Source organism: Ectothiorhodospira shaposhnikovii (assembly GCF_022227765.1).
Lineage (GTDB): Bacteria > Pseudomonadota > Gammaproteobacteria > Ectothiorhodospirales > Ectothiorhodospiraceae > Ectothiorhodospira.
The window spans coordinates 166038-187936 of sequence record NZ_JAJMLZ010000007.1 but is presented as its reverse complement, the minus strand read 5'-3'; the positions used below and the strand labels follow the sequence as shown (position 1 = coordinate 187936).

The following is a 21899-nucleotide window of genomic DNA, read 5'->3' as shown; positions in this document are numbered from 1 at the left end:
CGCGCGTGCCCATTCAGGAACTCCCCCCCCAGCTGATCAACCAGATTGCCGCCGGCGAGGTGGTGGAACGCCCGTCCTCCGTGGTCAAGGAGTTGCTGGAGAACAGCCTGGACGCCGGTGCCAATCGCATCCACATCGAGGTGGAGCAGGGCGGGGTGCGGCGTATCCGCATCCGGGACGATGGATGCGGGATTCCGCGCCACGAACTGGCCCTGGCCCTGTCCCGCCATGCCACCAGCAAGATCACCAGTCTGGAGGATCTGGAACGGGTGGCCAGCCTGGGGTTTCGCGGCGAAGCCCTGCCCAGCATTGCCTCGGTCTCCCGCCTGACCCTGACCTCGGCGGTGGCCGGGGAGGGCAGCGGCTGGCGCCTGCGGGGCGATGGCGGCGACTGCTTCGACGATCCCGAGCCGGCCCCTCATCCGGTGGGTACCACCATCGACGTCAAGGACCTGTTCTTCAATGTCCCGGCACGGCGCAAGTTCCTGCGCACGGAACGCACCGAGTACGGCCATCTGGAAGAAGTGGTGCGAAGGATCGGGTTGTCCCGCTTCGATGTGACCCTGGACCTGAGTCATAACGGCAAATCCACCCTGCGGCTGCCGGCGGCCTCGTCCCAGGCCGAGCGGGATCATCGGGTGGCTCAGGTCTGTGGCCAGGCTTTCATCGGGCAGTCGGTCTTCATCGAACAGGCCGCCGCCGGTCTCAGGCTGGAGGGTTGGATGGGGTTGCCCACCTTTTCCCGCAGTCAGGCGGATCTGCAGTATTTCTATGTCAACGGTCGCATGGTCCGGGACAAGGTGGTGAGCCATGCGGTGCGTCAGGCCTACCAGGACGTGCTCTATCACGGCCGCCATGCGGCCTTCGTGCTCTACCTGACCCTGGACCCGGTGCTGGTGGATGTGAACGCCCATCCGGCCAAGCATGAAGTACGCTTTCGCGAATCGCGGATGGTGCATGATTTCCTCTTCAGCAGTCTGCACCGGGCCCTGGCCGAATTGCGTCCCGGGGTGAAGCCCGCTGCCGGTGAACCTGCCGCCGGCGAGGAGCCCACCCTGGCGGCCACGATGCCGACGACGGGGCCTGTCGTCCCTGTGCCCGCCGTGTCGCCGTCATCCGCTCCGGCGCATTCCCCGTCGGGTCGGGGAAGCGGGGGAGGGTATGGGCCAGGGCCTGTGCGCCAGGGCAGCCTGCACCTGCCGGTGGCCGAGTCCATGGCCGCCTATGCCCGCCTGCACCCGGAGCCGGATCGGTCCGCCGACTCGGCCGCCGAACCGGTGGACCACCCCTTGGGCCATGCCCTGGCTCAGTTGCAGGGCGTCTATATCCTGTCCCAGACCGTGGACGGACTGGTGCTGGTAGACATGCACGCGGGGCATGAACGGGTGACCTATGAGCGTCTCAAGCGGGCCTACTGGTCGGAGGGACTCAAGTCCCAGCCCCTGCTGGTGCCCGAGACCCTGGCCGTGAGCCGGGCCGAGGCGGACACCGCCGAGACTCATCAGGAGGACTTCCGGCGCCTGGGTTTCGAGGTGGACCGGGCCGGGCCCGAGCAGTTGCGGCTGCGGGCGGTGCCCAGCCTGTTGTCCGGGGGTGATACGGCCACCCTGGTGCGGGACGTGATCGCCGATCTCAAGGCCCATGGCCTGTCCCGTCGGGTGGAGGCGCAGGTCAACGCCCTGCTGGCCACCATGGCCTGCCACGGCTCGGTGCGGGCCAACCGGCGCCTGAGCATTCCTGAAATGAACGCCCTGTTGCGGGACATGGAAGCCACCGAGCGCAGCGGCCAGTGCAACCACGGCCGGCCCACCTGGGTCAGCCTGTCCATGGAACAGCTGGACCGTCTGTTCCTGCGGGGCCGCTGACATGACCTCTGCCCCGACACTCCCGCCGGCGGTCTTCCTGATGGGGCCGACGGCCACCGGCAAGACTGATCTGGCCATCCGCCTGTGCGAGTCCCTGCCCCTGGAGATCATCAGCGTGGACTCCGCGCTGATCTATCGAGGTATGGACGTGGGCACCGCCAAGCCCGGGGCCGATGTGCTGGCCCGGGTCCCCCATCATCTGGTGGATATCCTGGACCCGGCCCAGGCCTATTCCGCCGCCCGGTTCCGGGAGGACGCCCTGGCCCTGATGGGCGACATCACGGCGCGGGGGCGGGTGCCCCTGCTGGTGGGTGGGACCATGCTCTATTTCAGGGCCCTGGATTTTGGTCTGGATACCCTGCCGGAAGCGGATCCCGTCATCCGGGCCGGAATCGACGCCCTGGCGGCCGAGCAGGGCTGGGAGGCGGTGCATCGGGAACTGACCCGGGTGGATCCGGTATCGGCCTCACGCATCCATCCCAACGACCCCCAGCGGCTGCAGCGGGCCCTGGAGGTCTACCGCATCACCGGGTCACCCCTGTCCTCGTTCCATGGGGGTCCCCGTCGTTCGCAACTGCCCTGGCGGGTGTTGCGCCTGGCCCTGATGCCGCCGGATCGTACCCGGTTGAGGGAACGGATTGCCCATCGCTTCCGTCAAATGCTCGGACAGGGTCTGCTGGATGAAGTCAGTGCCCTGCGGGCGCGGGATGACCTGAGTCTGGACCTGCCCGCCATGCGGGCGGTGGGATATCGTCAGGCATGGGAGTATCTGGAGGGTCGGATCGACCATGACGTCATGGTGGCCCAGGCGATCACCGCCACCCGACAGCTGGCCAAGCGACAGATGACCTGGTTGCGTGGCTATCCTGAGGTGGAGGTGTTGGATCCTGAGCGCCTTGACCCCACGGGCGTGCTGGCGCGGGTGCGGGTCCACCTTGGATCGCAATGACTGCCGCGCGCCCGTCCACGTCTGTTCGGGAACGGAATCGGCGTGGGATTTTTGACTCAGGCGGTATGCTAGACTGAAACCATCAGGCCTGGGGCCGGGATCGTCCATCCCCGCCTGCCGAACACAATAATGATGACCATAACCCGGGAGCAGACCATGTCAAAAGGGCAGACGCTACAAGAACCCTTTCTCAATACCCTTCGCAAGGAACGCATTCCGGTCTCCATCTACCTGGTGAACGGCATCAAGCTGCAAGGACAGATCGATTCCTTCGATCAGTTCGTGGTATTGCTCAAGAACAGCGTGAGCCAGATGGTCTACAAGCACGCCATCTCCACCATCGTGCCGTCCCGGCCGGTCAAGCTCTCCACGGGTGATGAGGGCGATCAGGACGGCCATCACTGACGCCTCCGACAGGCCTTTCCCCTGATGGGGAAAGGCGCCCGACCCATTCACATCGAGGTTGTGACACCACTTGTTCGAAAGACCCCGCAGTGGCGAGCGCGCCATCCTGGTCCATGTGGACCTTCCCGCGCAGGACGGTGATGACGACTGCACCGAATTCATGGAGCTGGCCCGATCCGCCGGTGCCGATCCGCTGGCCCTGGTGACCGGTGCCCGCAAGGCGCCCGACCCCCGTTATTTCATCGGCAGCGGCAAGGCGGAGGAAGTCCGCGATCTGGTGGCGGCCCATGGAGCCGAACTGGTGATCTTCGATCACGCCCTCTCGCCGAGCCAGGAGCGCAACCTGGAACGGCTGTTCCAGTGCCGGGTGCTGGACCGGTCCGGCCTGATCCTGGACATCTTTGCCCAGCGTGCCCGCTCCCACGAGGGCAAGCTGCAGGTGGAGCTGGCCCAGTTGCGCCACATGTCCACCCGGCTGGTGCGGGGCTGGACCCACCTGGAACGGCAAAAGGGCGGCATCGGCCTGCGTGGCCCGGGCGAGACGCAGCTGGAAACCGACCGGCGGCTCCTGGGCGTGCGCATCAAGCAGATTCAGAAACGACTGGAGAAGGTGGAGCAGCAGCGGGAGCAGGGGCGGCAGTCGCGACGGCGGGCGGAGATCCCCACCGTTTCCCTGGTGGGTTACACCAATGCCGGCAAGTCCACCCTGTTCAATCGGCTCACCCAGGCCGGGGTCTATGCCGCCGACCAGCTTTTCGCCACCCTGGATCCGACCCTGCGTCGGGTGGATCTGCCTTCCCAGCAGCGCGTCATTCTGGCGGATACGGTGGGCTTTGTGCGTCATCTGCCCCATGACCTGGTGGCGGCTTTTCGCGCGACCCTCACCGAGACCCGGGAAGCGGCGCTGCTGCTGCACGTGGTGGATGCCCATGCCGCCGAGCGGGACATCTATCTGCGGCAGGTGGACGAGGTGTTGGAGGAGATCGGCGCCCGGGACGTGCCCCAAGTGCTGGTCTTCAACAAGATCGATCTCATTTCCGGCGCCGAGCCGCGGATCGAACCGGGTACCGTGGGCACGCCCACCCGGGCCTGGGTCTCCGCCCGGACCGGGGCGGGGGTGGATGACCTGTTGCAGTGGCTGGGGGACTACTTCGCCGAATCCATCGTCCAGGGCTGGTTGGCGTTGCCGCCCCAGGCCGGTCGTGAACGGGCGGGGCTCTATGCCCTGGAGGCGGTGGAAGCCGAGGAGGTGAGCGAAACCGGCGAGCTGCGTCTCAAGGTCCGCCTGCCCCGACGGCGCCTGGAGGAACTTTTTCGGGGGGGTGGGTTCACACCGAAACTGATGGATGACTAAAATGGGCGGTTTGTACGCCTGATCTGCACGTTTTTCCTGTTATCATCAGACGTTTGATCGCGTTTTCAACGGAGTCAGCTCATGCCCTGGAACGAACCAGGAAACAACAGCAAAGACCCCTGGGGTGGCGGCGGTGGCAACCGTGGCGGCAACCAGGGTCCGCCGGACCTGGATGAGGTCCTGAAGAAACTGTCCAACAAGCTGGGCGCCGTCTTCGGCGGCGGTGGTGGTGGCGAGGGCGGCAACGGCGGCGGCATGGGTAAGCATGCCTCGGCCGGCATCAGTCTGGCCGCCATCCTGGCCCTGGTGATCTGGCTGGCTTCCGGCTTCTTCATCGTCAGCGAGGGTGAGCGGGGCGTGGTGCTGCGCTTTGGGGCCTTCCAGTCCGTGGCCACCCCCGGCCCCAACTGGCATCTGCCCTATCCCATCGAGCGGGTGGAGATCGTCGACATCGACAACATCCGTTCCATCCAGCACCGGGCCCTGATGCTCACGGGTGATGAAAACATCATCGACGTGGACATCGCCGTGCAGTACCGCGTGATGGATCCGGAGCGTTTCCTGTTCAACGTCCGCAACCCCGATGCCACTGCCCGACAGGTGATGGAATCCGCCATTCGCGAGCGGATCGGCAAGAACACCCTGGAGTTCATCCTGGGTGCCGGACGTGGCGAGGTGGCCACCTCCGCTCGCGTGGTGATCCAGGAAGCCCTGGATGCCTACGGCGCCGGCATCGCCGTGACCGCCGTGAGCATGCAGCAGGCCCAGCCGCCGGAGCCGGTGCAGGAGGCCTTTGCCGATGCCATCCGTGCCCGCGAGGACGAGGTGCGCTTCCGTAACGAGGCCGAGGCCTACGCCAATACCGTGCTCCCCCGGGCACGCGGTGAGGCGGCCCGTCTGATGGAAGAGGCCATGGCCTACCGGGATCAGGTCCTGGCCCAGGCGGAAGGTGACGCCGCCCGCTTCACCCAGCTGCTGGCCGAATACCAGCAGGCGCCGGAAGTGACCCGCGAGCGCCTGTTCATCGAGACGACCGAGGTGGTGCTGGGCTCCGCCAGCAAGGTGTTCGTGGACGTGAAGGGCGGCAACAACCTGCTGTTCCTGCCGCTGGACAAGATCATGGGTGGTGACGGTCAGGCCCTGCGGGATGCCCGCGCCTCCACCGCCGCGCCGTCCACCCTTTCCACTCGTCCCATGCCGTTGCAGCCCCTGAATCAGCAGCGGCCTGATCCCCGTTCCCGGGAGGTGCGTTGATGTTTAGGATCGCAGCGATTGCCATAGCCGTTGCGGCCTTGGTCGTGTGGCTGTCCACCTTCACGGTGGATGAGAGAGAACGCGTCATCGTGTTCAGTCTGGGTGAGATCAAGCGCACGGACCTGGATCCGGGGCTGCATTTCAAGTTCCCCATCGTCAACAACGTGCGCAAGTTCGATGCCCGGATCATGACCCTGGACATCCCGCCGGACCGCTTCCTCACCAGCGAGGCCAAGAACGTCATCGTCGACTTCTATGCCAAGTGGCGTATCGACGACGTGGGTCAGTTCTTCCGGGCCACCCGGGGTGACGAGCGCAACGCCCAGGATCGCATGGCGCAGATCCTGCGCGACGGCATGCGTAACGAGTTTGCCAAGTACACCCTGGATCAAGTGGTGTCCGGTGATCGCATCACCATCATGGGCGCCGTGCGCCAGCAGGCCCTGGACACTGCCGGCGAGCTGGGCGTGACCCTGGTGGACGTGCGCATCCGCCGCATGGACCTGCCCGACGAGGTGAGTGAATCGGTGTTCAGCCGGATGCGCGCCGAGCGTGAGCGTATTGCCCAGGACTTCCGTGCCCGCGGTCAGGAGCAGTCGGAGCGCATCCGTGCCGACGCGGACCGTCAGCGCACCGTGATCATCGCCAACGCCTATCGTGAGGCCGAGCAGATCCGGGGTGAGGGTGATGCGTCTTCGGCGGCGGTCTATGCCGCGGCCTATGAGCAGGATACGGAATTCTTCACCTTCTACCGCAGTCTGCTGGCCTATCGCAATACCATGGTGGGCAAGGACAACTTCTACGTCCTGGAGCCGGATTCGCAGTTCTTCCGCTATTTCCAGGATCCCATGGGTATGCGCGGGGTCCGGGAGAACTGATCCCGGTGGTTTGAAGTCCATGACAGCGGCGGCCCCCGTGGCCGCCGTTTGTCGTCCGGCGGCAATGTGCATCACATTCTTAAATGTGCATCACATTCTTACCTGCCCCTGGCGGGGCTGATCATCGCGAGGTCACTCCCTCATCATGTGGTCCGATCTGCTGGCGGCACTGGCCCTGCTCATGATCATCGAAGGCCTGTTGCCGTTTCTCAATCCCGCCGGTTTTCGCCGCGGCCTGCTGCAGGTGGCCGAACTGCCCGACAACGTGTTGCGGGGGATCGGCCTGTTCAGCCTGTTGACCGGGGCCCTGGCCCTCTGGTGGATACGGGCATGACACCGCATTTTTCGTGATGCCGGCCGGCTCGGGTTATAATGCGGCACCAATCCAAGCGACCCGTTCACATGACTGATTCCAACCGCTGGCTGTTGCCGGAAGGTATCGACGAGGCCCTGCCGCCGCTGGCGGAGCGCCTGGAAACCTGCCGTCGCCGCATCCTTGACCTTCATCACGGCTGGGGCTACGAGCTGGTGATGCCGCCTTTCGTGGAATACCTGGAGTCCCTGCTCACGGGCACCGGCCACGGCCTGGACCTGCAGACCTTCAAGCTTACCGATCAACTCAACGGCCGGCTCATGGGAGTGCGCGCCGACATGACCCCCCAGGTGGCCCGGATCGATGCCCATCGTCTCAAGCGCGAGGGGGTCAGCCGCCTGTGCTACGTGGGCACCGTGCTGCATACCCGTCCCGACGGCTTTGCCGGTTCCCGCAGCCTGCTGCAGCTGGGAGCCGAACTGTACGGCCATGCCGGCCTGGCCAGCGACGTGGAGATCCTGCGCCTGATGCTGGAAACCCTGGCGGTCTGCGAAGTGGATACTCCCTGCGTGGACCTGGGGCATGTGGGCATCTTCCGCAGCCTGGCCGCCGACGCGGCGCTGGACCCGGAGCAGGAAACCCGTCTGTTCGATCTGCTGCAGCGCAAGGCCCTGCCGGAAATCCGTGCCTGTCTGGCTCAGCTGCCGATCACTGCGGATCAGCGCCGGCGCCTGGGTGTCCTGGCGGATCTGAACGGCGACCGGGACACCCTGGACCGGGCCCGCATCGAACTGGCCGGTGCCGACGATGCCGTGATGATCGCCCTGGACGCCCTGGAACACCTGGCGCGGGCAGTGCAGGCCTCCCACCCCGATGTGACCCTGCATGTGGATCTGGCGGAACTGCGGGGGTATCACTATCACACCGGCCTGGTCTTTGCCGCCTACCTGCCCGGCAACGGCCAGGAAGTGGCCCGCGGCGGCCGCTATGACGACATCGGGCGCGTGTTCGGGCGCGCCCGTCCGGCCACCGGTTTCAGCGCCGATCTCAAGACTCTGGTGCGCCTGTCCCGGTGTCCGGAACGTGCCGCGCCGGGGGGCATCCTGGCACCGGCGGACCCGGACCCGGACCTGATCCACGCCATCGTCGACCTGCGTCGCCGGGGTGAGCGGGTGATCCAGGGGCTGGACGGGCAGGATAACGATGCAGTGGCCCTGGGCTGTGACCGGGTGCTGGTCAAGACAAACAATCAGTGGACAGTGGTGGACGCTTGAACATGAGTAAATTCGTGGTAGTCCTGGGCAGTCAGTGGGGCGATGAAGGCAAGGGCAAGGTCGTGGACCTGCTCACCGAAAAGGCCGCTGCCGTGGTGCGGTTCCAGGGAGGGCACAACGCCGGTCATACCCTGGTGATCGAAGGCAGGAAGACGGTATTGCACCTGATCCCCTCCGGCATCCTGCGGGACGGGGTGGAGTGCATGATCGGCAACGGCGTGGTGCTCTCTCCCGAGGCATTGCTCAAGGAAATGGCCATGCTGGAAGAAAACGGCGTGCCGGTGCGTGAGCGTCTGCGTCTGTCGGAATCCTGCCAGCTGATCCTGCCGTTTCACGTCAGCCTGGATCAGGCCCGGGAAAAGGCCCGGGGCGCCTCCGCCATCGGCACCACCGGTCGCGGCATCGGTCCGGCCTATGAGGACAAGATCGCCCGTCGTGGCCTGCGTCTGGGGGATCTGTTCCACCGGGACCGCTTCGCCGCCAAGCTGGGCGAGGTGCTCAACTATCACAATTTCGTGCTCAAGCATTACTTCCACACCGACACCATCGATTTTCAGCAGGTGCTGGAACAATCCCTGGCCATGGGCGAGCAACTCAGGCCTCTGGTGATCGACGTGCCGGAGCGTCTGCGCAACCTGCGCAATGAAGGGGCGGCGGTGATGTTCGAAGGCGCCCAGGGCACCTTGCTGGATGTGGACCACGGCACCTATCCCTTCGTGACTTCCTCCAATACCACTGCCGGCGGTGTCTGCACCGGCAGCGGCGTGGGTCCGCTGGATCTGGACTACGTGCTGGGGATCACCAAGGCCTACACCACCCGGGTGGGTGCCGGTCCGTTCCCCACCGAACTGTTCGATACCATGGGCGAGCATCTGGCCCGCCGCGGTCATGAGTTCGGTTCCACCACCGGCCGTCCCCGTCGCTGCGGCTGGTTCGATGCCGTGGCCCTCAAGCGGGCCGTGTCCATCAACAGCATCAGCGGCCTTTGCATCACCAAGCTGGACGTGCTGGATGGCCTGGAGACCCTGCAGATCTGCGTGGGCTACCGCTGCGGCGACACCATGGTCACCGAACCTCCGGCCGGCGCCGAATCCTATGCCGAATGCGAACCGGTGTACGAAGAAATGCCCGGCTGGCAGGAGTCCACCCTGGGGATTACCGAATACGACCGTCTGCCCCCCAACGCCCGTGCCTACCTGGAGCGTATCCAGGCGATCGCCGGTATCCCGGTGGATATCATCTCCACCGGCCCCGACCGGGATCAGACCATCCTGATGCGTCATCCCTTCCAGTAAGGGCAGGGGAGTGCCGGCGGTCCGCCGTTCGGTCTCCCCGATTCCCTTCCTCTCCCCCGACGGGGGGAGAGGGGGCGCCGGGTACACTCACGCGTGAGTCCACTCACAAGAAGGATGCCCCATGTCCGAGGAAAAAGAGACCGGAGTCACCCCCCGCTGGCATCACCTGGAGGCCGGGGATGCCGTCAGGCAATTGGAGACCTCCGACCGTGAAGGCCTGACCACGGACGAGATCGAGCGCCGCCGCGCCGAATACGGTCCCAACCGTCTCCCGCCCCCCAGGACCCGTGGCCCCCTGGGCCGTTTCCTGGCCCAGTTCAACAACCTGCTCATCTACGTCCTGCTGGGCGCCGCGGTCATTACCGCCCTGCTGGGGCACTGGGTGGATACCGGCGTCATCCTGGCGGTGGTGCTGCTCAATTCCATCATCGGCTTCGTTCAGGAAGGCAAGGCGGAAAAGGCCCTGCAGGCGATCCGGGACATGCTCTCGCCCCATGCCGCGGTCATCCGGGGCGGCGAGCGCATGACCGTCGAGGCCGAGGCGCTGGTGCCCGGTGACCTGGTGCTGCTGGAGCCCGGCGACAAGGTGCCTGCCGACCTGCGACTGATCAAGGTCAAGGGCCTACAGGTCCAGGAGGCCATGCTCACCGGCGAATCCGTCCCCGTGGACAAGTCCGTCGAGGCGGTCTCCGCCGGGGCCGATCTGGGAGACCAGGCGTCCATGGCCTTCTCCGGCACCCTGGTCACGGCGGGGCAGGCCACCGGCGTGGTGGTGGAAACCGGCGCCCGCACTCAGATCGGCCGCATCAGCACCCTGCTGTCCGACGTGGAATCCCTCACCACACCGCTGCTGCGGGCAATGAACGTCTTTGCCCGCTGGCTGACGGTGGCCATCATCGGTCTGGCGGGTCTGGTGTTCGCCTTCGGCATGCTGGTACGGGACTACACCGTGGTGGAGATGTTCATGGCCTCCGTGGCCCTGGCGGTGGCGGCCATCCCCGAGGGGCTGCCCGCCATCCTCACCGTGACCCTGGCCATCGGTGTCCAGTTCATGGCCTCCCGCAACGCCATCATCCGTCGCCTGCCGGCGGTGGAAACCCTGGGTTCGGTGTCCATCATCTGCTCGGACAAGACCGGCACCCTGACCCGCAACGAGATGACGGTGCGCTCCATTGCCCTGGCCGGGCGGGACTACGAGATCACCGGGGTGGGCTACGATCCTCACGGTGGCTTCACCGTGGATGGCAAGGAGGTGGATCCGGCTGGAGAGGATCTGTTGCTGGAGGCCCTGCGGGCCATGGTGCTGTGCAACGACTCCCGTCTGCGCCAGAAGGATGGGCAGTGGCAGGTGGAGGGAGATCCCATGGAAGGGGCCCTGCTCACCGCCGGCATCAAGGCCGCCATGGACCCGGTCTTCGAACACAAGGACCGCCCCCGTACCGACATCATTCCCTTCGAGTCCGAACACCGTTTCATGGCCACCCTGAACCATGACCATGAAGGGCAGGGCATGATCTACGTGAAGGGCGCGCCCGAGCAGTTACTGGAGATGTGTTGCCGGGTGCGTACCACCGATGGCCCGGCGGCACTGGATCGGGATGCCTGGCTGGAGCGGGTGGATGCCCTGGCGGCCCGGGGCGAGCGGGTGCTGGCCGTGGCCTGCATGCCGGCGGAACCGGGGCATCGGGAACTGAAATTCTCCGACGTGGAGGACGGCCTGGAACTGATCGGCCTGTTCGGACTCATCGACCCACCGCGGGAGGAGGCCATCCAGGCGGTGGCCGACTGTCAGCAGGCAGGCATCCGGGTGAAGATGATTACCGGCGACCATGCCGGCACGGCACGGGCCATTGCCGGACAACTGGGCCTGGCCAATGGGGAGAAGGTACTGACCGGCCGGGATCTGGATGCCATGGACGACGAGACCCTGCGCCGTACCGTGCCGGAGGTGGACGTGTTTGCCCGCACCACCCCGGAACACAAACTGCGTCTGGTGCGCGCCCTGCAATGGCATGGCTATGTGGTGGCCATGACCGGCGACGGTGTCAACGATGCCCCGGCCCTCAAGCAGGCGGACGTGGGCGTGGCCATGGGACGCAACGGCACCGAGACCGCCAAGGAGGCATCGGAGATGGTGCTGGCGGATGATAACTTCGCCTCCATCGCCCACGCGGTGCGGGAAGGGCGCCGGGTCTATGACAACCTGAAGAAGGCCATCACCTTCCTGCTGCCCATCAACGGCGGTGAATCCGGCTCCATCATCACCGCCATCATGCTGGGCATGGCCCTGCCCATCACTCCCCTGCAGGTGCTGTGGGTGAACATGGTCAGTTCCGTGGGGCTGGCGATGGCTCTGGCCTTCGAGCCGGCGGAGAAGAATGTCATGAAACGGCCGCCTCGGGCGCCGGGGGAGGCCATCCTGTCCCTGTTCCTGATCTGGCGTATCCTGTTCGTGTCGTTCCTGTTCCTGATCGGGATCTTCGGCATCTACCTGTGGTCGGTGCAGCAGGGCTATAGTGTGGAAATGGCCCGTACCCATGCGGTCAACACCCTGGTGGTGATGGAGATTTTCTATCTCCTGAGCGTGCGTTCCCTGCAGGTCACATCCCTGAGCTTCAAGGGGTTGATCGGGACCCGGGCCGTGCTCATCGCCATCCTGATCGTGGTGGCCCTGCAACTGGTATTCACCTATGCGCCCTTCATGCAGTTCTTCTTCGACAGCGAGCCGGTGGGCCTCAAGGAATGGGGCATCATCCTCGCCGTGGGCGTGGTGTTGTTCTTCATCCTGGAACTGGAGAAGGCGGTACGGAATCGAATCACCAATGAGTCCGGCCGCCGAACCAGGGCCGCCGGTTCATGATGAATGCCCCTGCCCCCGAAGGGAGGCAGGGGACTTCCACGAGTCAATCCATCAAGAGGTACATCCATGGTCGACAGGGTTCAGGATCGCAGTACGGTGGTCACCGGAGCAGGGAAGGGGATCGGTCGCACCATTGCGCGGGTCTTCGCCGCCGAGGGGGCGCGCGTACTGGTTTCGGACCTGGATCTGGCCGCCGCCCGGGCCACGGTGGCCCTGATCGAGGAAGACGGTGGTCAGGCCGTGGCCTGTCAGGCGGACGTGAGCAAGCGTGCCGATGCGGAGGCCATGATCGGCGAGGCCATGTCCCATTTTGGTAGCGTGGATATTCTGGTGGCCAATGCGGGGATCTTCCCCTCGGCCACCATCGAGAACATGAGCGAGGCCGAATGGGACCGGGTCATGTCCGTGAACCTCAAGGGGGTGTTTTTCTGCGTTAAATCCGTCGCCTGGGCCATGCGGCGCCAGCAGAGCGGCCGCATCCTGCTCACGTCCTCCATCACCGGGCCGATGACGGGCTTCCCCGGCTGGGCGCACTACGGTGCCAGCAAGGCGGGGATGCTGGGCTTCATGCGCTCGGCAGCCCTGGAATATGCCCGTGACAACGTCACCATCAATGCGGTGCTGCCCGGCAACATCCGCACCGAGGGTCTCAAGGATGTGGGGCCGGAATACCTGCGCCGGATGGAGGCCTCCATCCCCATGGGGTATCTGGGAGAGCCGGAAGACGTGGCCTGGGCCATGCTGTTCCTGGCCTCGGAGGAGGCGCGCTATATCACCGGTCAGACCCTGGTGGTGGACGGCGGCCAGACCCTGCCGGAGTCGGCGCTGGCGCTGGATTGAGCCGGTCCCGCCATGCGGTTGCCGTTCATGGGCAGGCGTGGCGCGCCAAAAATCCCGGCTCGGCGGCGGGCCGGGGGAGGGCGTTCCGGTCCGGTCTGTCGACTGCCGGGTCCGATGGACGTGCTGATGTGGCGACTCATGGTCGTCATGTCCGTCATCGCTCTGCTCGGCGCCCTCGCCATCCTGTACTTTCTTCTGGCGGGTTGATCCGGCTGGCTGGGCGGATCAGCAAGTCCGGGCTGGGATTCCCGGAGTAAAGGAGGTACAATCCGGCGCTTGAAACGAAAACGGCCCGCATTGAGCGGGCCGTTCATCGAAATCAAGTTGGTGCCGAGGAGAGGACTTGAACCTCCACGGGGTCTCCCCCACTAATACCTGAAACTAGCGCGTCTACCAATTCCGCCACCTCGGCAATCCCAGTGAGAAGCGTGTTGCTCTTGCGTCTCAACTGAAGGCGCCATAATAGTACCCGCCGGAGGGGTTGTCAACACCTCCGCCAGAAAAAATTTTGATCGGCCAGTACATGACAAAAAAGAAAAAGAGTTTGCCCCAGGATCCCCACTTCGATCGCGAAGCCCGCAAGTACGAACGTCCCATTCCCAGTCGAGAACTCATCCTGCAGGTGGTCGACCAGTCGGATGGTCCCATCGGTTTTGATCCCCTGGCCCGCCGCCTGGGTCTGGAAGAAGAGGTGGACCTGGAGGCCCTTCGCCGTCGCCTGAGGGCCATGGAGAGGGACGGCCAGCTGGTCTGCAACCGTGCCGGCGGCTGGCTGCCGGTCAACCAGTCCGACCTGGTCCGCGGCCGGGTCATCGGTCACCCGGACGGTTTCGGCTTCCTGGTCCCCGACGAACCGGGCGAGGACCTGTTCCTGTCCCCCCGTCAGATGAGCATCCTCATGCATGGCGACCGGGCGGTGGCCCGGGTCATCGGCATCGACCGCCGCGGGCGTCGGGAAGGCGCCATCATCGAGGTGCTGGAGCGTAATACCGAGACGGTGGTGGGCCGCCTGGCCATGGAAGGCGGGATCGGTTTCGTGGCCCCCGACAACAAGCGCATGCCCCAGGACATCCTGGTCCCGCCGGAATACATGGGCGAGGCCCGGCCCGGCCAGATCGTCACGGTTCGCATCAAGGAGCAGCCTACCAAGCGTACCCGCGCCATCGGCGAGGTCATTGAGGTGCTGGGAGAGCACATGGCCCCCGGCATGGAGATCGACATCGCCGTGCGCGCCCATGGTCTGCCGTTCGAATGGCCCGAAGCGGTGCAGGAAGCGGTGAAGGGGTTTTCCGATCAGGTGCCGGAAGAGGCGAAGGAATGGCGCCTGGATCTGCGCGACATGCCTCTGGTGACCATCGACGGGGAGGATTCCAGGGACTTCGACGATGCCGTCTATTGCGAATCCCTCGGCCGTCGGGGTTACAAGCTCTGGGTGGCCATCGCCGATGTGGCCTATTACGTGCGGCCGGGTGATTCCCTGGACATGGAGGCCCGTCATCGGGGCACGTCCGTCTATTTCCCCGAGCGGGTCATCCCCATGCTGCCGGAGGTGCTGTCCAATGGTCTGTGTTCCCTGAATCCGGAGGTGGATCGCCTCTGCCTGGCCTGCGAGATGACCATCAACTCCCGTGGCCGCATCAAGGATGCCAAGTTCCATCAGGCGGTGATGCGTTCCCATGCCCGCCTCACCTACACCGAGGTGGCCGAGATCCTGGTGGAGCGCAAGGCCGATGCCATCCGCCGTCGCGAATCCCTGGTGCCTCACCTGGAAAACCTCTACGGCCTCTACAAGCTGTTGCGCAAGGCCCGGGACACCCGGGGCACGGTGGACTTCGAGACCACCGAGACCCGCATCCTCTTCGGCGAGGATCGCAAGATTGAGCGCATCGTGGCCTATGAGCGCAATGACGCCCACAAGATCATCGAAGAGTGCATGATTGCCGCCAACGTGGCCACGGCCGGTTTCCTCAAGCGCAAGCGCATGCCCACCCTGTACCGGGTGCATGAAGGACCCAAGCCCGCCAAGCTGGAGGATCTGCGTCGCTTCCTGGGGGAGTTGGGCCTGTCCCTGCGCGGGGGTGACGAACCCACGCCGGCGGATTTCTCGGCCCTGCTGGAGCAGGTGAAGGATCGGCCCGATGCCCGGCTGGTGCAGACCGCGCTGCTGCGATCCCTGTCCCAGGCGGTCTACGCCCCGGACAACCTGGGGCATTTCGGTCTGGCCCACGAGGAATACCTGCACTTCACCTCGCCCATCCGGCGTTACCCGGACCTGCTGGTACACCGGGCCATTCATCATGTGCTGGACGGCGGCAAGCCCAAGGACTTCTGCTACGCCCACATCGACATGGTGGCCCTGGGCGAAAGCTGCTCCATGCGGGAGCGGCGGGCGGACGAGGCCTCCTGGGACGTGACCGCCTGGCTCAAGTGCGAGTACATGCTGGACAAGGTGGGCGAGGTGTTCGACGGCGTGGTGACCAGCGTCACTTCCTTTGGTCTGTTCATCGAACTCAAGGACATCTATGTGGAAGGTCTGGTGCATGTCACCAGTCTGTCCAACGACTATTACCACTTCGATCCGGCGGGGCATCGCCTGAGCGGCGAGCGTAGCGGTCGGGTGTATCGTCTGGGGGATCCGGTACGGGTCAAGGTGGCCCGGGTGGATCTGGATGAGCGCAAGATCGATTTTGTGCCGGAGGAGGTGGGTCCCGGGGAGAAGCGTGGCCGGGGAGACGGTGGCGAGGGCCGCAAGTCGGGCCGCAGTCGACGGCGCAAGAGTCGCGGACAGGAAGCGGAGACGCCCGCCGACCCGGTCGAGGCCGCCGTGCCGCCCTCCGAACCGAAAAAGGCCGGCAAGCGCTCCAGTGGGAAGACCGCCAAGGTCGCGTCGGAACCAAATGGGGCGCAGGTCGAGGCCGACGGGAAGGCCCGGTCTTCCCGTCGCCGTCGCCGCAGCCGTCAGGGGTGAAGCATGGCTGCCAATGACAATGTCTTTGGGTTGCATGCGGTGGATGCCCTGCTGCGTCGCAGCCCCGCCCGGGTGCGTGAACTTCGCGTTCAGGAAGGGCGGGTGGACGGGCGCATGCAGGCGCTGCTGGACCTGGCCGCCCAGGCCCGGGTGAGTGTCCGGCGGGTAGCCCGGCGGGAGCTGGATGCCCTGGCCGGCGATGCCCGCCACCAGGGGGTCATCGCCACGGTGGAGCCGGTGGCCGCTCTGGGAGAGCGGGATCTGCCCGATCTTCTCATGGGGCTGGAGGGCGGCGACGCGGCGCCCTTGCTGCTGGTGCTGGACGGGGTGACCGACCCCCATAACCTGGGGGCCTGTCTGCGTACCGCGGACGGGGCGGGCGTCACGGCCGTGATTGCTCCCCGGGATCGGGCCGCCGGCCTGACCCCGGTGGTGCGCAAGGTGGCTTCGGGCGCCGCCGAAAGCGTGCCTTTCATCCAGGTCACCAACCTGGCGCGTACCCTGGACCTGCTCAAGGAGTTCAACATCTGGATTGTGGGAACCAGTGGCGAGGCTTCCGGAGAACTCTATGACGCCGACCTCACCGGGCCCACCGCCCTGGTGCTGGGGGCGGAAGGCAAGGGCATGCGGCGGCTGACCATGGAGCGGTGTGACGCCCTGGTCCGGTTGCCCATGCTGGGGCAGGTGGAGAGCCTGAACGTGTCGGTGGCGTCGGGGGTGTGCCTGTACGAGGCGGTGCGGCAGCGTCGGATTGCTTCCACCGCCCCGAACGGCTAAGATTCCGCTCTTTTCCGGGGTGTTCCCGGAGATCCACCTTGCCTCACCGCTGGTCGGGAGGCTGTCACCCGCAAGGAAATCTGAAGATGCGTCATTACGAAATCGTATTCATGGTCCATCCGGACCAGAGTGAACAGGTCCCCGCCATGATGGAGCGCTATCGCGGCATCATCGAAGGGGCCGAGGGCGAGATCCATCGCCTGGAAGACTGGGGCCGCCGTCAGCTGGCCTACCCGATCCAGAAGCTGCACAAGGCCCACTACGTGCTGATGAACGTGGAGTGCCCGGAAAGCGCCCTGGAAGAACTGGTCAGTGCCTTCCGCTTCAACGACGCCGTGATCCGTCACCTGGTGATGCGCATGGAGCGTGCCTTTACCGAAGTCTCCCCCCTGGCCAAGAACCGGGACGACGATGACTCCAGCTCATCCTCTTCCTTCTCCGACGACAGCGATGACGACGATGCCGATGATGATCGTCCGTCCGCCGCGTCGAACTGAGCCACTGTTCACCTGATTCATTCCGAGGATAGACCATGTCCCGTTTCTTCCGTCGTCGCAAGTATTGCCGTTTCAGTGCCGAAGGGGTCGAGTTCATCGACTACAAGGATCTGAACACCCTGAAGAACTACGTCACCGAGACCGGCAAGATCGTGCCCAGCCGCATCACCGGCACCAGCGCCCGTTATCAGCGCCAGCTGGCCACCGCCATCAAGCGCGCCCGCTTCCTGGCCCTGCTGCCGTACTCCGACAACCACTGAGGACGTCAGACATCCGCGCCCCTGGGCGCGGGTGCATGAAACCATGAGGCAACTGGCATCATTCATCATGCAAAGCCGGCTGCGGGCCGTGACCGCAACCGTCGGCTTTGGCGTGATCGGCCTGCTGATCCCGCCCCTGGCGCTGGTCAGCAGTGCCGCCGTGGCCCTGGTGACCCTGCGCGTGGGGCCGCAACAGGCCTTGGCGGTAGTGGCTCTGGCCGCGGTGGTGGTGGGTCTGATCGGTTGGATTGCCGGCCTGTCGCCGGTGGTGGGTCTGGTGACCGCCCTGGTGCAATGGGTACCGGCCCTGGCCCTGGCCACCGTGCTGCGAAGCACCGTGTCATGGGCCGCCACACTGGTCACCGGCATTGTCATCGGCTGTGGTGTGGTGCTGATGTTGCACCTGTCCGTGCCCGACATCACGCAGATGTGGCACTCGGTGCTGCAGCAGACCGTCGGTCCCTTGTTCGATCAGTCCGGCATGACGACCTTGGAGCGGGAAGAGGCCTTCAGGCAGGCCGCGGCGGTGATGACGGGCATGCTGGCCGCCGTCTCCCTGCTGGCGCTGTCGCTCTCCCTAGTGCTGGCCCGCTACTGGCAGTCGGTGCTCTACAACCCTGGCGGTTTTGCCCAGGAGTTTCATCAGCTGAGCATGGGCCGGGTTCCGGCCATCCTGCTGCTGGTGCTGCTGGTGCTGGGGCTGTTTGCCGGCATGACCCTGATGTTCGAGTTGTCCCTGGTGTTTCTGGCCGCCTTTTTCCTGCACGGGCTGGCGGTGATTCACGGGATCAATCGCAAGCTGAACCTGAGCCGCCTCTGGTTGGTGATGACCTATGTGGTGATGGCCTTTGCCTTGCCGCAGATGATGGTCGTCCTGGCCACGTTGGGGATGGTGGACAGCTTCTTGGATCTTCGTGGACGGATCGCGCATGCGGGTAATGACGCCCCCTGATGCCTGCGCATCCTGTGCCTCCCGGCAGATAACGTATTTGATCTTTGACTGAGGTATAGACCGATGGAAGTGATTCTTCTCGAAAAGGTGGAAAACCTGGGAAGCCTGGGCGACAAGGTGCGCGTGCGCCCCGGTTACGCCCGTAACTACCTGCTGCCCAAGGGCAAGGCCAAGTTCGCCACCGAGGCGAACATCGCCGAGTTCGAGGCCCGCCGCGCGGAACTGGAAAAGGCCGCCGCTCAGGCCCTGGCCGCTGCTCAGGCCCGTCAGGCCAAGCTGGAAGCCATGACCCTGACCATCAACGCCCGTGCCGGCAGCGAAGGCAAGCTGTTCGGTTCCGTCGGCACCAACGACATCGCGGATGCCGCCAAGGCCGCCGGCGTGGAGCTGGAAAAGCGCGAAGTGCGCCTGCCCGAAGGCCCGTTGCGTCATGCCGGTGAGTTCGAAGTGGCCGTGCACCTGCACACCGACGTCAACGCCACCGTGAAGGTGGTTGTGGTGGGCGTGGAAGAGTAATGCCGCCCCGCCCGCGGGGCTTCATGCCCCGCGGGACCCATGCCGGAACCGGTCCGGGTCCGGGGTGATCAAGACAGCTCCCCATGTCTGTCGTCACGTCCAGTGGTGTCCTGACCATGCCCGAAAAGCCCCGCGCCGCCGCGTCCCGCAACGGGACCGAAGCCCTCAAGATTCCCCCTCATTCGATCGAAGCCGAGCAGGCCGTGCTCGGTGGCCTGATGCTGGAAAACGATGCCTGGGACACGGTCTCCGACCATGTGGCCGAGGTGGATTTCTATCGTCATGATCATCGTCTGATTTTCCGTACCATCGCCGAGCTGGCGAACCGGCAGGCCCCCTTCGACGTGGTGACCATCTCCGAGCGCCTGGAGGCACACGGCGAGCTGGAGGAGGCCGGTGGCCTGGCCTATCTGGGCCTGCTGGCCAAGGACACCCCCAGTGCCGCCAATATCCGGGCCTACGCGGACATCGTGCGCGAGCGTTCGGTACTGCGTCAGCTCATCAGTGTGGGCACGGAGATCGCCGACAGCGGTTTCAATGCCCAGGGGCGGGAGAGCCGGGAACTGCTGGACGAGGCGGAGCGGCGGGTATTCGAGATTGCCGAGCAGGGCGCGCGCAATCGTCAGGGTTTTCGCGGCATGCGTACCCTGCTCAAGTCTACCGTGGAGCACATCGAACTGCTTTTCGAGCGGGACAATCCCATCACCGGCCTGTCCACGGGCTATGACGATTTCGACGAGATGACCTCCGGTCTGCAGGCAGGGGATCTGGTGATCGTGGCGGGACGCCCGTCAATGGGCAAAACCACCTTCGCGATGAATATCGCCGAATATGCGGCGCTGAAGCAGAAGTCGCCGGTGGCGGTGTTCAGTATGGAAATGCCCGGCGAGCAACTGTCCATGCGTCTGCTCTCCTCGCTGGGAAGAATCAATCAGCAGCGTCTGCGTACCGGGCGTCTGGAAGATGATGACTGGCCGCGTTTTTCCAGTGCCGTGTCCATGCTGTCCGAGGCACAGCTGTATATCGACGACAGTCCGGCGCTGTCTCCCTCCGACCTGCGTTCCCGCTGCCGCCGGCTGATGCGAGAGCACAAGCAGCTCAGCCTCATTGTGGTGGACTACCTGCAGCTGATGCAGGTACCCGGCAGTTCGGAGAACCGAACCAACGAGATTTCCGAGATCTCCCGCGGCCTCAAGGCCCTGGCCAAGGAAATGGGGGTCCCCGTGATCGCCCTTTCCCAGCTCAATCGAGGTCTGGAGCAGCGTCCCAACAAACGCCCGGTGATGTCGGATCTGCGTGAATCCGGCGCCATCGAACAGGATGCGGACCTCATCGTCTTCATCTACCGGGATGAGGTCTACCACGATGACAGTCCGGACAAGGGCACGGCGGAGATCATCATCGCCAAGCAGCGTAATGGCCCCATCGGCACCGTGCGACTGACCTTCCTGGGGCAGTACACCCGCTTCGAAAATTATGTGCCCGAAATCTACTCCAATGAGGGTTTCTAGTGAGAAGAACCGCCTCGGCCCGCCTGTGTCTTGGCCACCTGTCGGCCAATCTGGCCCGGGTCCGGGAAGCGGCTCCCGATAGCCGCGTCATGGCCGTGATCAAGGCCGAGGCCTATGGCCACGGCATGCTCAGGGTGGCCGAATCTCTGGCCCCCCGGGTGGATGCCCTGGCGGTCTCCTGCCTTGACGAGGCTGCCGCCCTGCGCGAGGCCGGTCACCATCAACCCATTCTCGCCCTGCAGGGCTTCAAGGACGAACGGGATCTGCGCGCCGCCTCCCAACTCGACGTGGCCGTGACCGTGCACGAGGACAGTCAGCTGCGCCTGCTGGCGGCCACCCGCCTGCATCGTCCGGTACGGGTCTGGCTGAAACTGGATACCGGCATGGGACGCCTGGGGTTCGCCCCGTCGCGGGCCGCCGAGCTGGTGGCCGCGCTGACTTCGGACCCCAATGTGACGGCGGTGCCCGGGCTGATGACCCACCTGGCCTGTGCCGACGCGCCGGAGCGCCCGGAAAACGCCGCCCAGCTGGCCCGATTCGAGGCCGCCACCCGGCATCTGCCCGGCGAGCGCAGCCTGGCCAACTCCGCCGCCATCCTGGCCTTGCCCGATGCCCATGCCGACTGGGTTCGTCCCGGCATCATGCTCTACGGGGGCTCGCCGCTGGCGGACCAATCCGCCGCCGGCCTGGGTCTGCGTCCGGTGATGACCTTGAGTACCCGGCTGATTGCCATTCATGCCCTGGCCCCGGGAGAGGCCGTGGGTTACGGCGCCACCTGGCGCAGCGAGCGGCCCACCCGAGTGGGGGTGGCGGCCATCGGTTATGCCGACGGCTATCCCCGTCACGCCCCCAACGGCACGCCGGTACTGGTGCGCGGACAGCGGGTACCCCTCATCGGTCGTGTTTCCATGGACATGATCACCCTGGATCTGACCGATCTGGAGACGGTCCAGGTGGGGGACGTGGTCACGCTATGGGGCGAGGGGCTGCCGGTGGATGAAGTGGCGGCGGCGGCACGGACCATCAGCTATGATCTGCTCTGTCGCGTGCATGATCGGGTACAGGTGGTGACCGGGTAGGGGGATACCGTATCTGTCGTATCCGCCCGGTGAGGATCAGCAGCGGAAGTCT

General features: G+C 65.3%; 19 protein-coding genes and 1 tRNA gene. 19 read left to right on the top strand and 1 reads right to left on the bottom strand.

What is annotated here, in order from left to right:
- Positions 1–5: 5 nt before the first annotated feature.
- The 11 genes from mutL to fabG all read left to right on the top strand — a co-directional run bounded on the left by mutL (position 6) and on the right by fabG (position 13287).
- On the top strand, positions 6–1865 hold the full coding sequence (mutL, locus tag LQD11_RS11305) for a DNA mismatch repair endonuclease MutL (RefSeq protein ID WP_238617633.1): 1860 nt from the start codon (positions 6–8) through the stop codon (positions 1863–1865).
- Position 1866: 1 nt separating this feature from the next.
- Entirely contained in the window at positions 1867–2814 is a 948-nt protein-coding gene (miaA, locus tag LQD11_RS11300) for a tRNA (adenosine(37)-N6)-dimethylallyltransferase MiaA (RefSeq protein WP_238617632.1), read from the top strand.
- Positions 2815–2970: 156 nt separating this feature from the next.
- Positions 2971–3219, top strand: coding sequence for an RNA chaperone Hfq (hfq, locus tag LQD11_RS11295; protein WP_238617631.1), 249 nt, complete (start codon positions 2971–2973; stop codon positions 3217–3219).
- 70 nt (positions 3220–3289) lie between these two features.
- Positions 3290–4573: a ribosome rescue GTPase HflX gene (gene hflX / locus LQD11_RS11290; RefSeq protein WP_238617630.1), complete on the top strand. Its 1284-nt coding sequence runs from the start codon at positions 3290–3292 to the stop codon at positions 4571–4573.
- Positions 4574–4654: 81 nt separating this feature from the next.
- Complete coding sequence (hflK, locus tag LQD11_RS11285) at positions 4655–5827, top strand: FtsH protease activity modulator HflK (protein ID WP_238617629.1); 1173 nt, start codon at positions 4655–4657, stop codon at positions 5825–5827.
- The gene (gene hflC, locus LQD11_RS11280) at positions 5827–6705 is read left to right on the top strand and encodes a protease modulator HflC (protein WP_238617628.1); all 879 of its coding nucleotides are present in this window, start codon (positions 5827–5829) and stop codon (positions 6703–6705) included. The genes hflK and hflC overlap by 1 nt, the downstream gene beginning before the upstream one ends.
- A gap of 145 nt (positions 6706–6850) precedes the next feature.
- Positions 6851–7039 (top strand): DUF2065 domain-containing protein, encoded by a 189-nt coding sequence (locus LQD11_RS11275; protein ID WP_238617627.1) that lies wholly within the window; start codon positions 6851–6853, stop codon positions 7037–7039.
- Between the two features lie 68 nt (positions 7040–7107).
- A complete protein-coding gene (locus LQD11_RS11270) occupies positions 7108–8292 on the top strand; it encodes an ATP phosphoribosyltransferase regulatory subunit (protein WP_238617626.1) in 1185 nt (394 codons plus the stop codon).
- 2 nt (positions 8293–8294) lie between these two features.
- Positions 8295–9587 carry an adenylosuccinate synthase gene (locus LQD11_RS11265; RefSeq protein ID WP_238617625.1) on the top strand — a complete coding sequence of 431 codons (1293 nt, stop codon included), beginning with the start codon at positions 8295–8297 and terminating at the stop codon, positions 9585–9587.
- A 121-nt stretch (positions 9588–9708) separates the two neighbouring features.
- A complete protein-coding gene (locus LQD11_RS11260) occupies positions 9709–12447 on the top strand; it encodes a cation-transporting P-type ATPase (protein WP_238617624.1) in 2739 nt (912 codons plus the stop codon).
- Between the two features lie 66 nt (positions 12448–12513).
- Positions 12514–13287 (top strand): 3-oxoacyl-ACP reductase FabG, encoded by a 774-nt coding sequence (fabG, locus tag LQD11_RS11255; protein WP_238617623.1) that lies wholly within the window; start codon positions 12514–12516, stop codon positions 13285–13287.
- Between the two features lie 325 nt (positions 13288–13612).
- Here fabG and LQD11_RS11250 read toward each other — a convergent pair.
- Positions 13613–13699: transfer RNA gene (locus tag LQD11_RS11250), tRNA-Leu, on the bottom strand.
- A 111-nt stretch (positions 13700–13810) separates the two neighbouring features.
- On the opposite strand from LQD11_RS11250, the gene rnr reads away from it, so the two are divergent.
- The 8 genes from rnr to alr all read left to right on the top strand — a co-directional run bounded on the left by rnr (position 13811) and on the right by alr (position 21847).
- Complete coding sequence (gene rnr / locus LQD11_RS11245; protein ID WP_238617622.1) at positions 13811–16255, top strand: ribonuclease R; 2445 nt, start codon at positions 13811–13813, stop codon at positions 16253–16255.
- 3 nt (positions 16256–16258) lie between these two features.
- Positions 16259–17032: a 23S rRNA (guanosine(2251)-2'-O)-methyltransferase RlmB gene (gene rlmB, locus LQD11_RS11240; RefSeq protein ID WP_238617621.1), complete on the top strand. Its 774-nt coding sequence runs from the start codon at positions 16259–16261 to the stop codon at positions 17030–17032.
- Between the two features lie 86 nt (positions 17033–17118).
- Positions 17119–17529, top strand: a complete 411-nt coding sequence (gene rpsF, locus LQD11_RS11235) for a 30S ribosomal protein S6 (RefSeq protein WP_238617620.1) — start codon at positions 17119–17121, stop codon at positions 17527–17529.
- A gap of 35 nt (positions 17530–17564) precedes the next feature.
- A complete protein-coding gene (gene rpsR, locus LQD11_RS11230; protein ID WP_090208543.1) occupies positions 17565–17789 on the top strand; it encodes a 30S ribosomal protein S18 in 225 nt (74 codons plus the stop codon).
- Positions 17790–17832: 43 nt separating this feature from the next.
- Positions 17833–18741 carry a DUF2232 domain-containing protein gene (locus tag LQD11_RS11225; RefSeq protein ID WP_238617619.1) on the top strand — a complete coding sequence of 303 codons (909 nt, stop codon included), beginning with the start codon at positions 17833–17835 and terminating at the stop codon, positions 18739–18741.
- A 63-nt stretch (positions 18742–18804) separates the two neighbouring features.
- The gene (gene rplI / locus LQD11_RS11220; protein ID WP_008930697.1) at positions 18805–19257 is read left to right on the top strand and encodes a 50S ribosomal protein L9; all 453 of its coding nucleotides are present in this window, start codon (positions 18805–18807) and stop codon (positions 19255–19257) included.
- Between the two features lie 116 nt (positions 19258–19373).
- Positions 19374–20768 (top strand): replicative DNA helicase, encoded by a 1395-nt coding sequence (gene dnaB, locus LQD11_RS11215; protein ID WP_238617709.1) that lies wholly within the window; start codon positions 19374–19376, stop codon positions 20766–20768.
- Positions 20768–21847, top strand: coding sequence for an alanine racemase (gene alr / locus LQD11_RS11210; protein ID WP_338081488.1), 1080 nt, complete (start codon positions 20768–20770; stop codon positions 21845–21847). The genes dnaB and alr overlap by 1 nt, the downstream gene beginning before the upstream one ends.
- Positions 21848–21899 lie beyond the last annotated feature (52 nt).

Coding starts and splice junctions, on each gene's coding strand:
- LQD11_RS11225 (WP_238617619.1), top strand. CDS start 17,833: ATGAGGCAACTGGCATCATTCATCATGCAAAGCCGGCTGCGGGCCGTG.
- LQD11_RS11265 (WP_238617625.1), top strand. CDS start 8,295: ATGAGTAAATTCGTGGTAGTCCTGGGCAGTCAGTGGGGCGATGAAGGC.
- rpsR (WP_090208543.1), top strand. CDS start 17,565: ATGTCCCGTTTCTTCCGTCGTCGCAAGTATTGCCGTTTCAGTGCCGAA.
- rplI (WP_008930697.1), top strand. CDS start 18,805: ATGGAAGTGATTCTTCTCGAAAAGGTGGAAAACCTGGGAAGCCTGGGC.
- LQD11_RS11275 (WP_238617627.1), top strand. CDS start 6,851: ATGTGGTCCGATCTGCTGGCGGCACTGGCCCTGCTCATGATCATCGAA.
- LQD11_RS11260 (WP_238617624.1), top strand. CDS start 9,709: ATGTCCGAGGAAAAAGAGACCGGAGTCACCCCCCGCTGGCATCACCTG.
- hflC (WP_238617628.1), top strand. CDS start 5,827: ATGTTTAGGATCGCAGCGATTGCCATAGCCGTTGCGGCCTTGGTCGTG.
- rlmB (WP_238617621.1), top strand. CDS start 16,259: ATGGCTGCCAATGACAATGTCTTTGGGTTGCATGCGGTGGATGCCCTG.
- hflK (WP_238617629.1), top strand. CDS start 4,655: ATGCCCTGGAACGAACCAGGAAACAACAGCAAAGACCCCTGGGGTGGC.
- rnr (WP_238617622.1), top strand. CDS start 13,811: ATGACAAAAAAGAAAAAGAGTTTGCCCCAGGATCCCCACTTCGATCGC.
- miaA (WP_238617632.1), top strand. CDS start 1,867: ATGACCTCTGCCCCGACACTCCCGCCGGCGGTCTTCCTGATGGGGCCG.
- rpsF (WP_238617620.1), top strand. CDS start 17,119: ATGCGTCATTACGAAATCGTATTCATGGTCCATCCGGACCAGAGTGAA.
- hfq (WP_238617631.1), top strand. CDS start 2,971: ATGTCAAAAGGGCAGACGCTACAAGAACCCTTTCTCAATACCCTTCGC.
- dnaB (WP_238617709.1), top strand. CDS start 19,374: ATGCCCGAAAAGCCCCGCGCCGCCGCGTCCCGCAACGGGACCGAAGCC.
- fabG (WP_238617623.1), top strand. CDS start 12,514: ATGGTCGACAGGGTTCAGGATCGCAGTACGGTGGTCACCGGAGCAGGG.
- LQD11_RS11270 (WP_238617626.1), top strand. CDS start 7,108: ATGACTGATTCCAACCGCTGGCTGTTGCCGGAAGGTATCGACGAGGCC.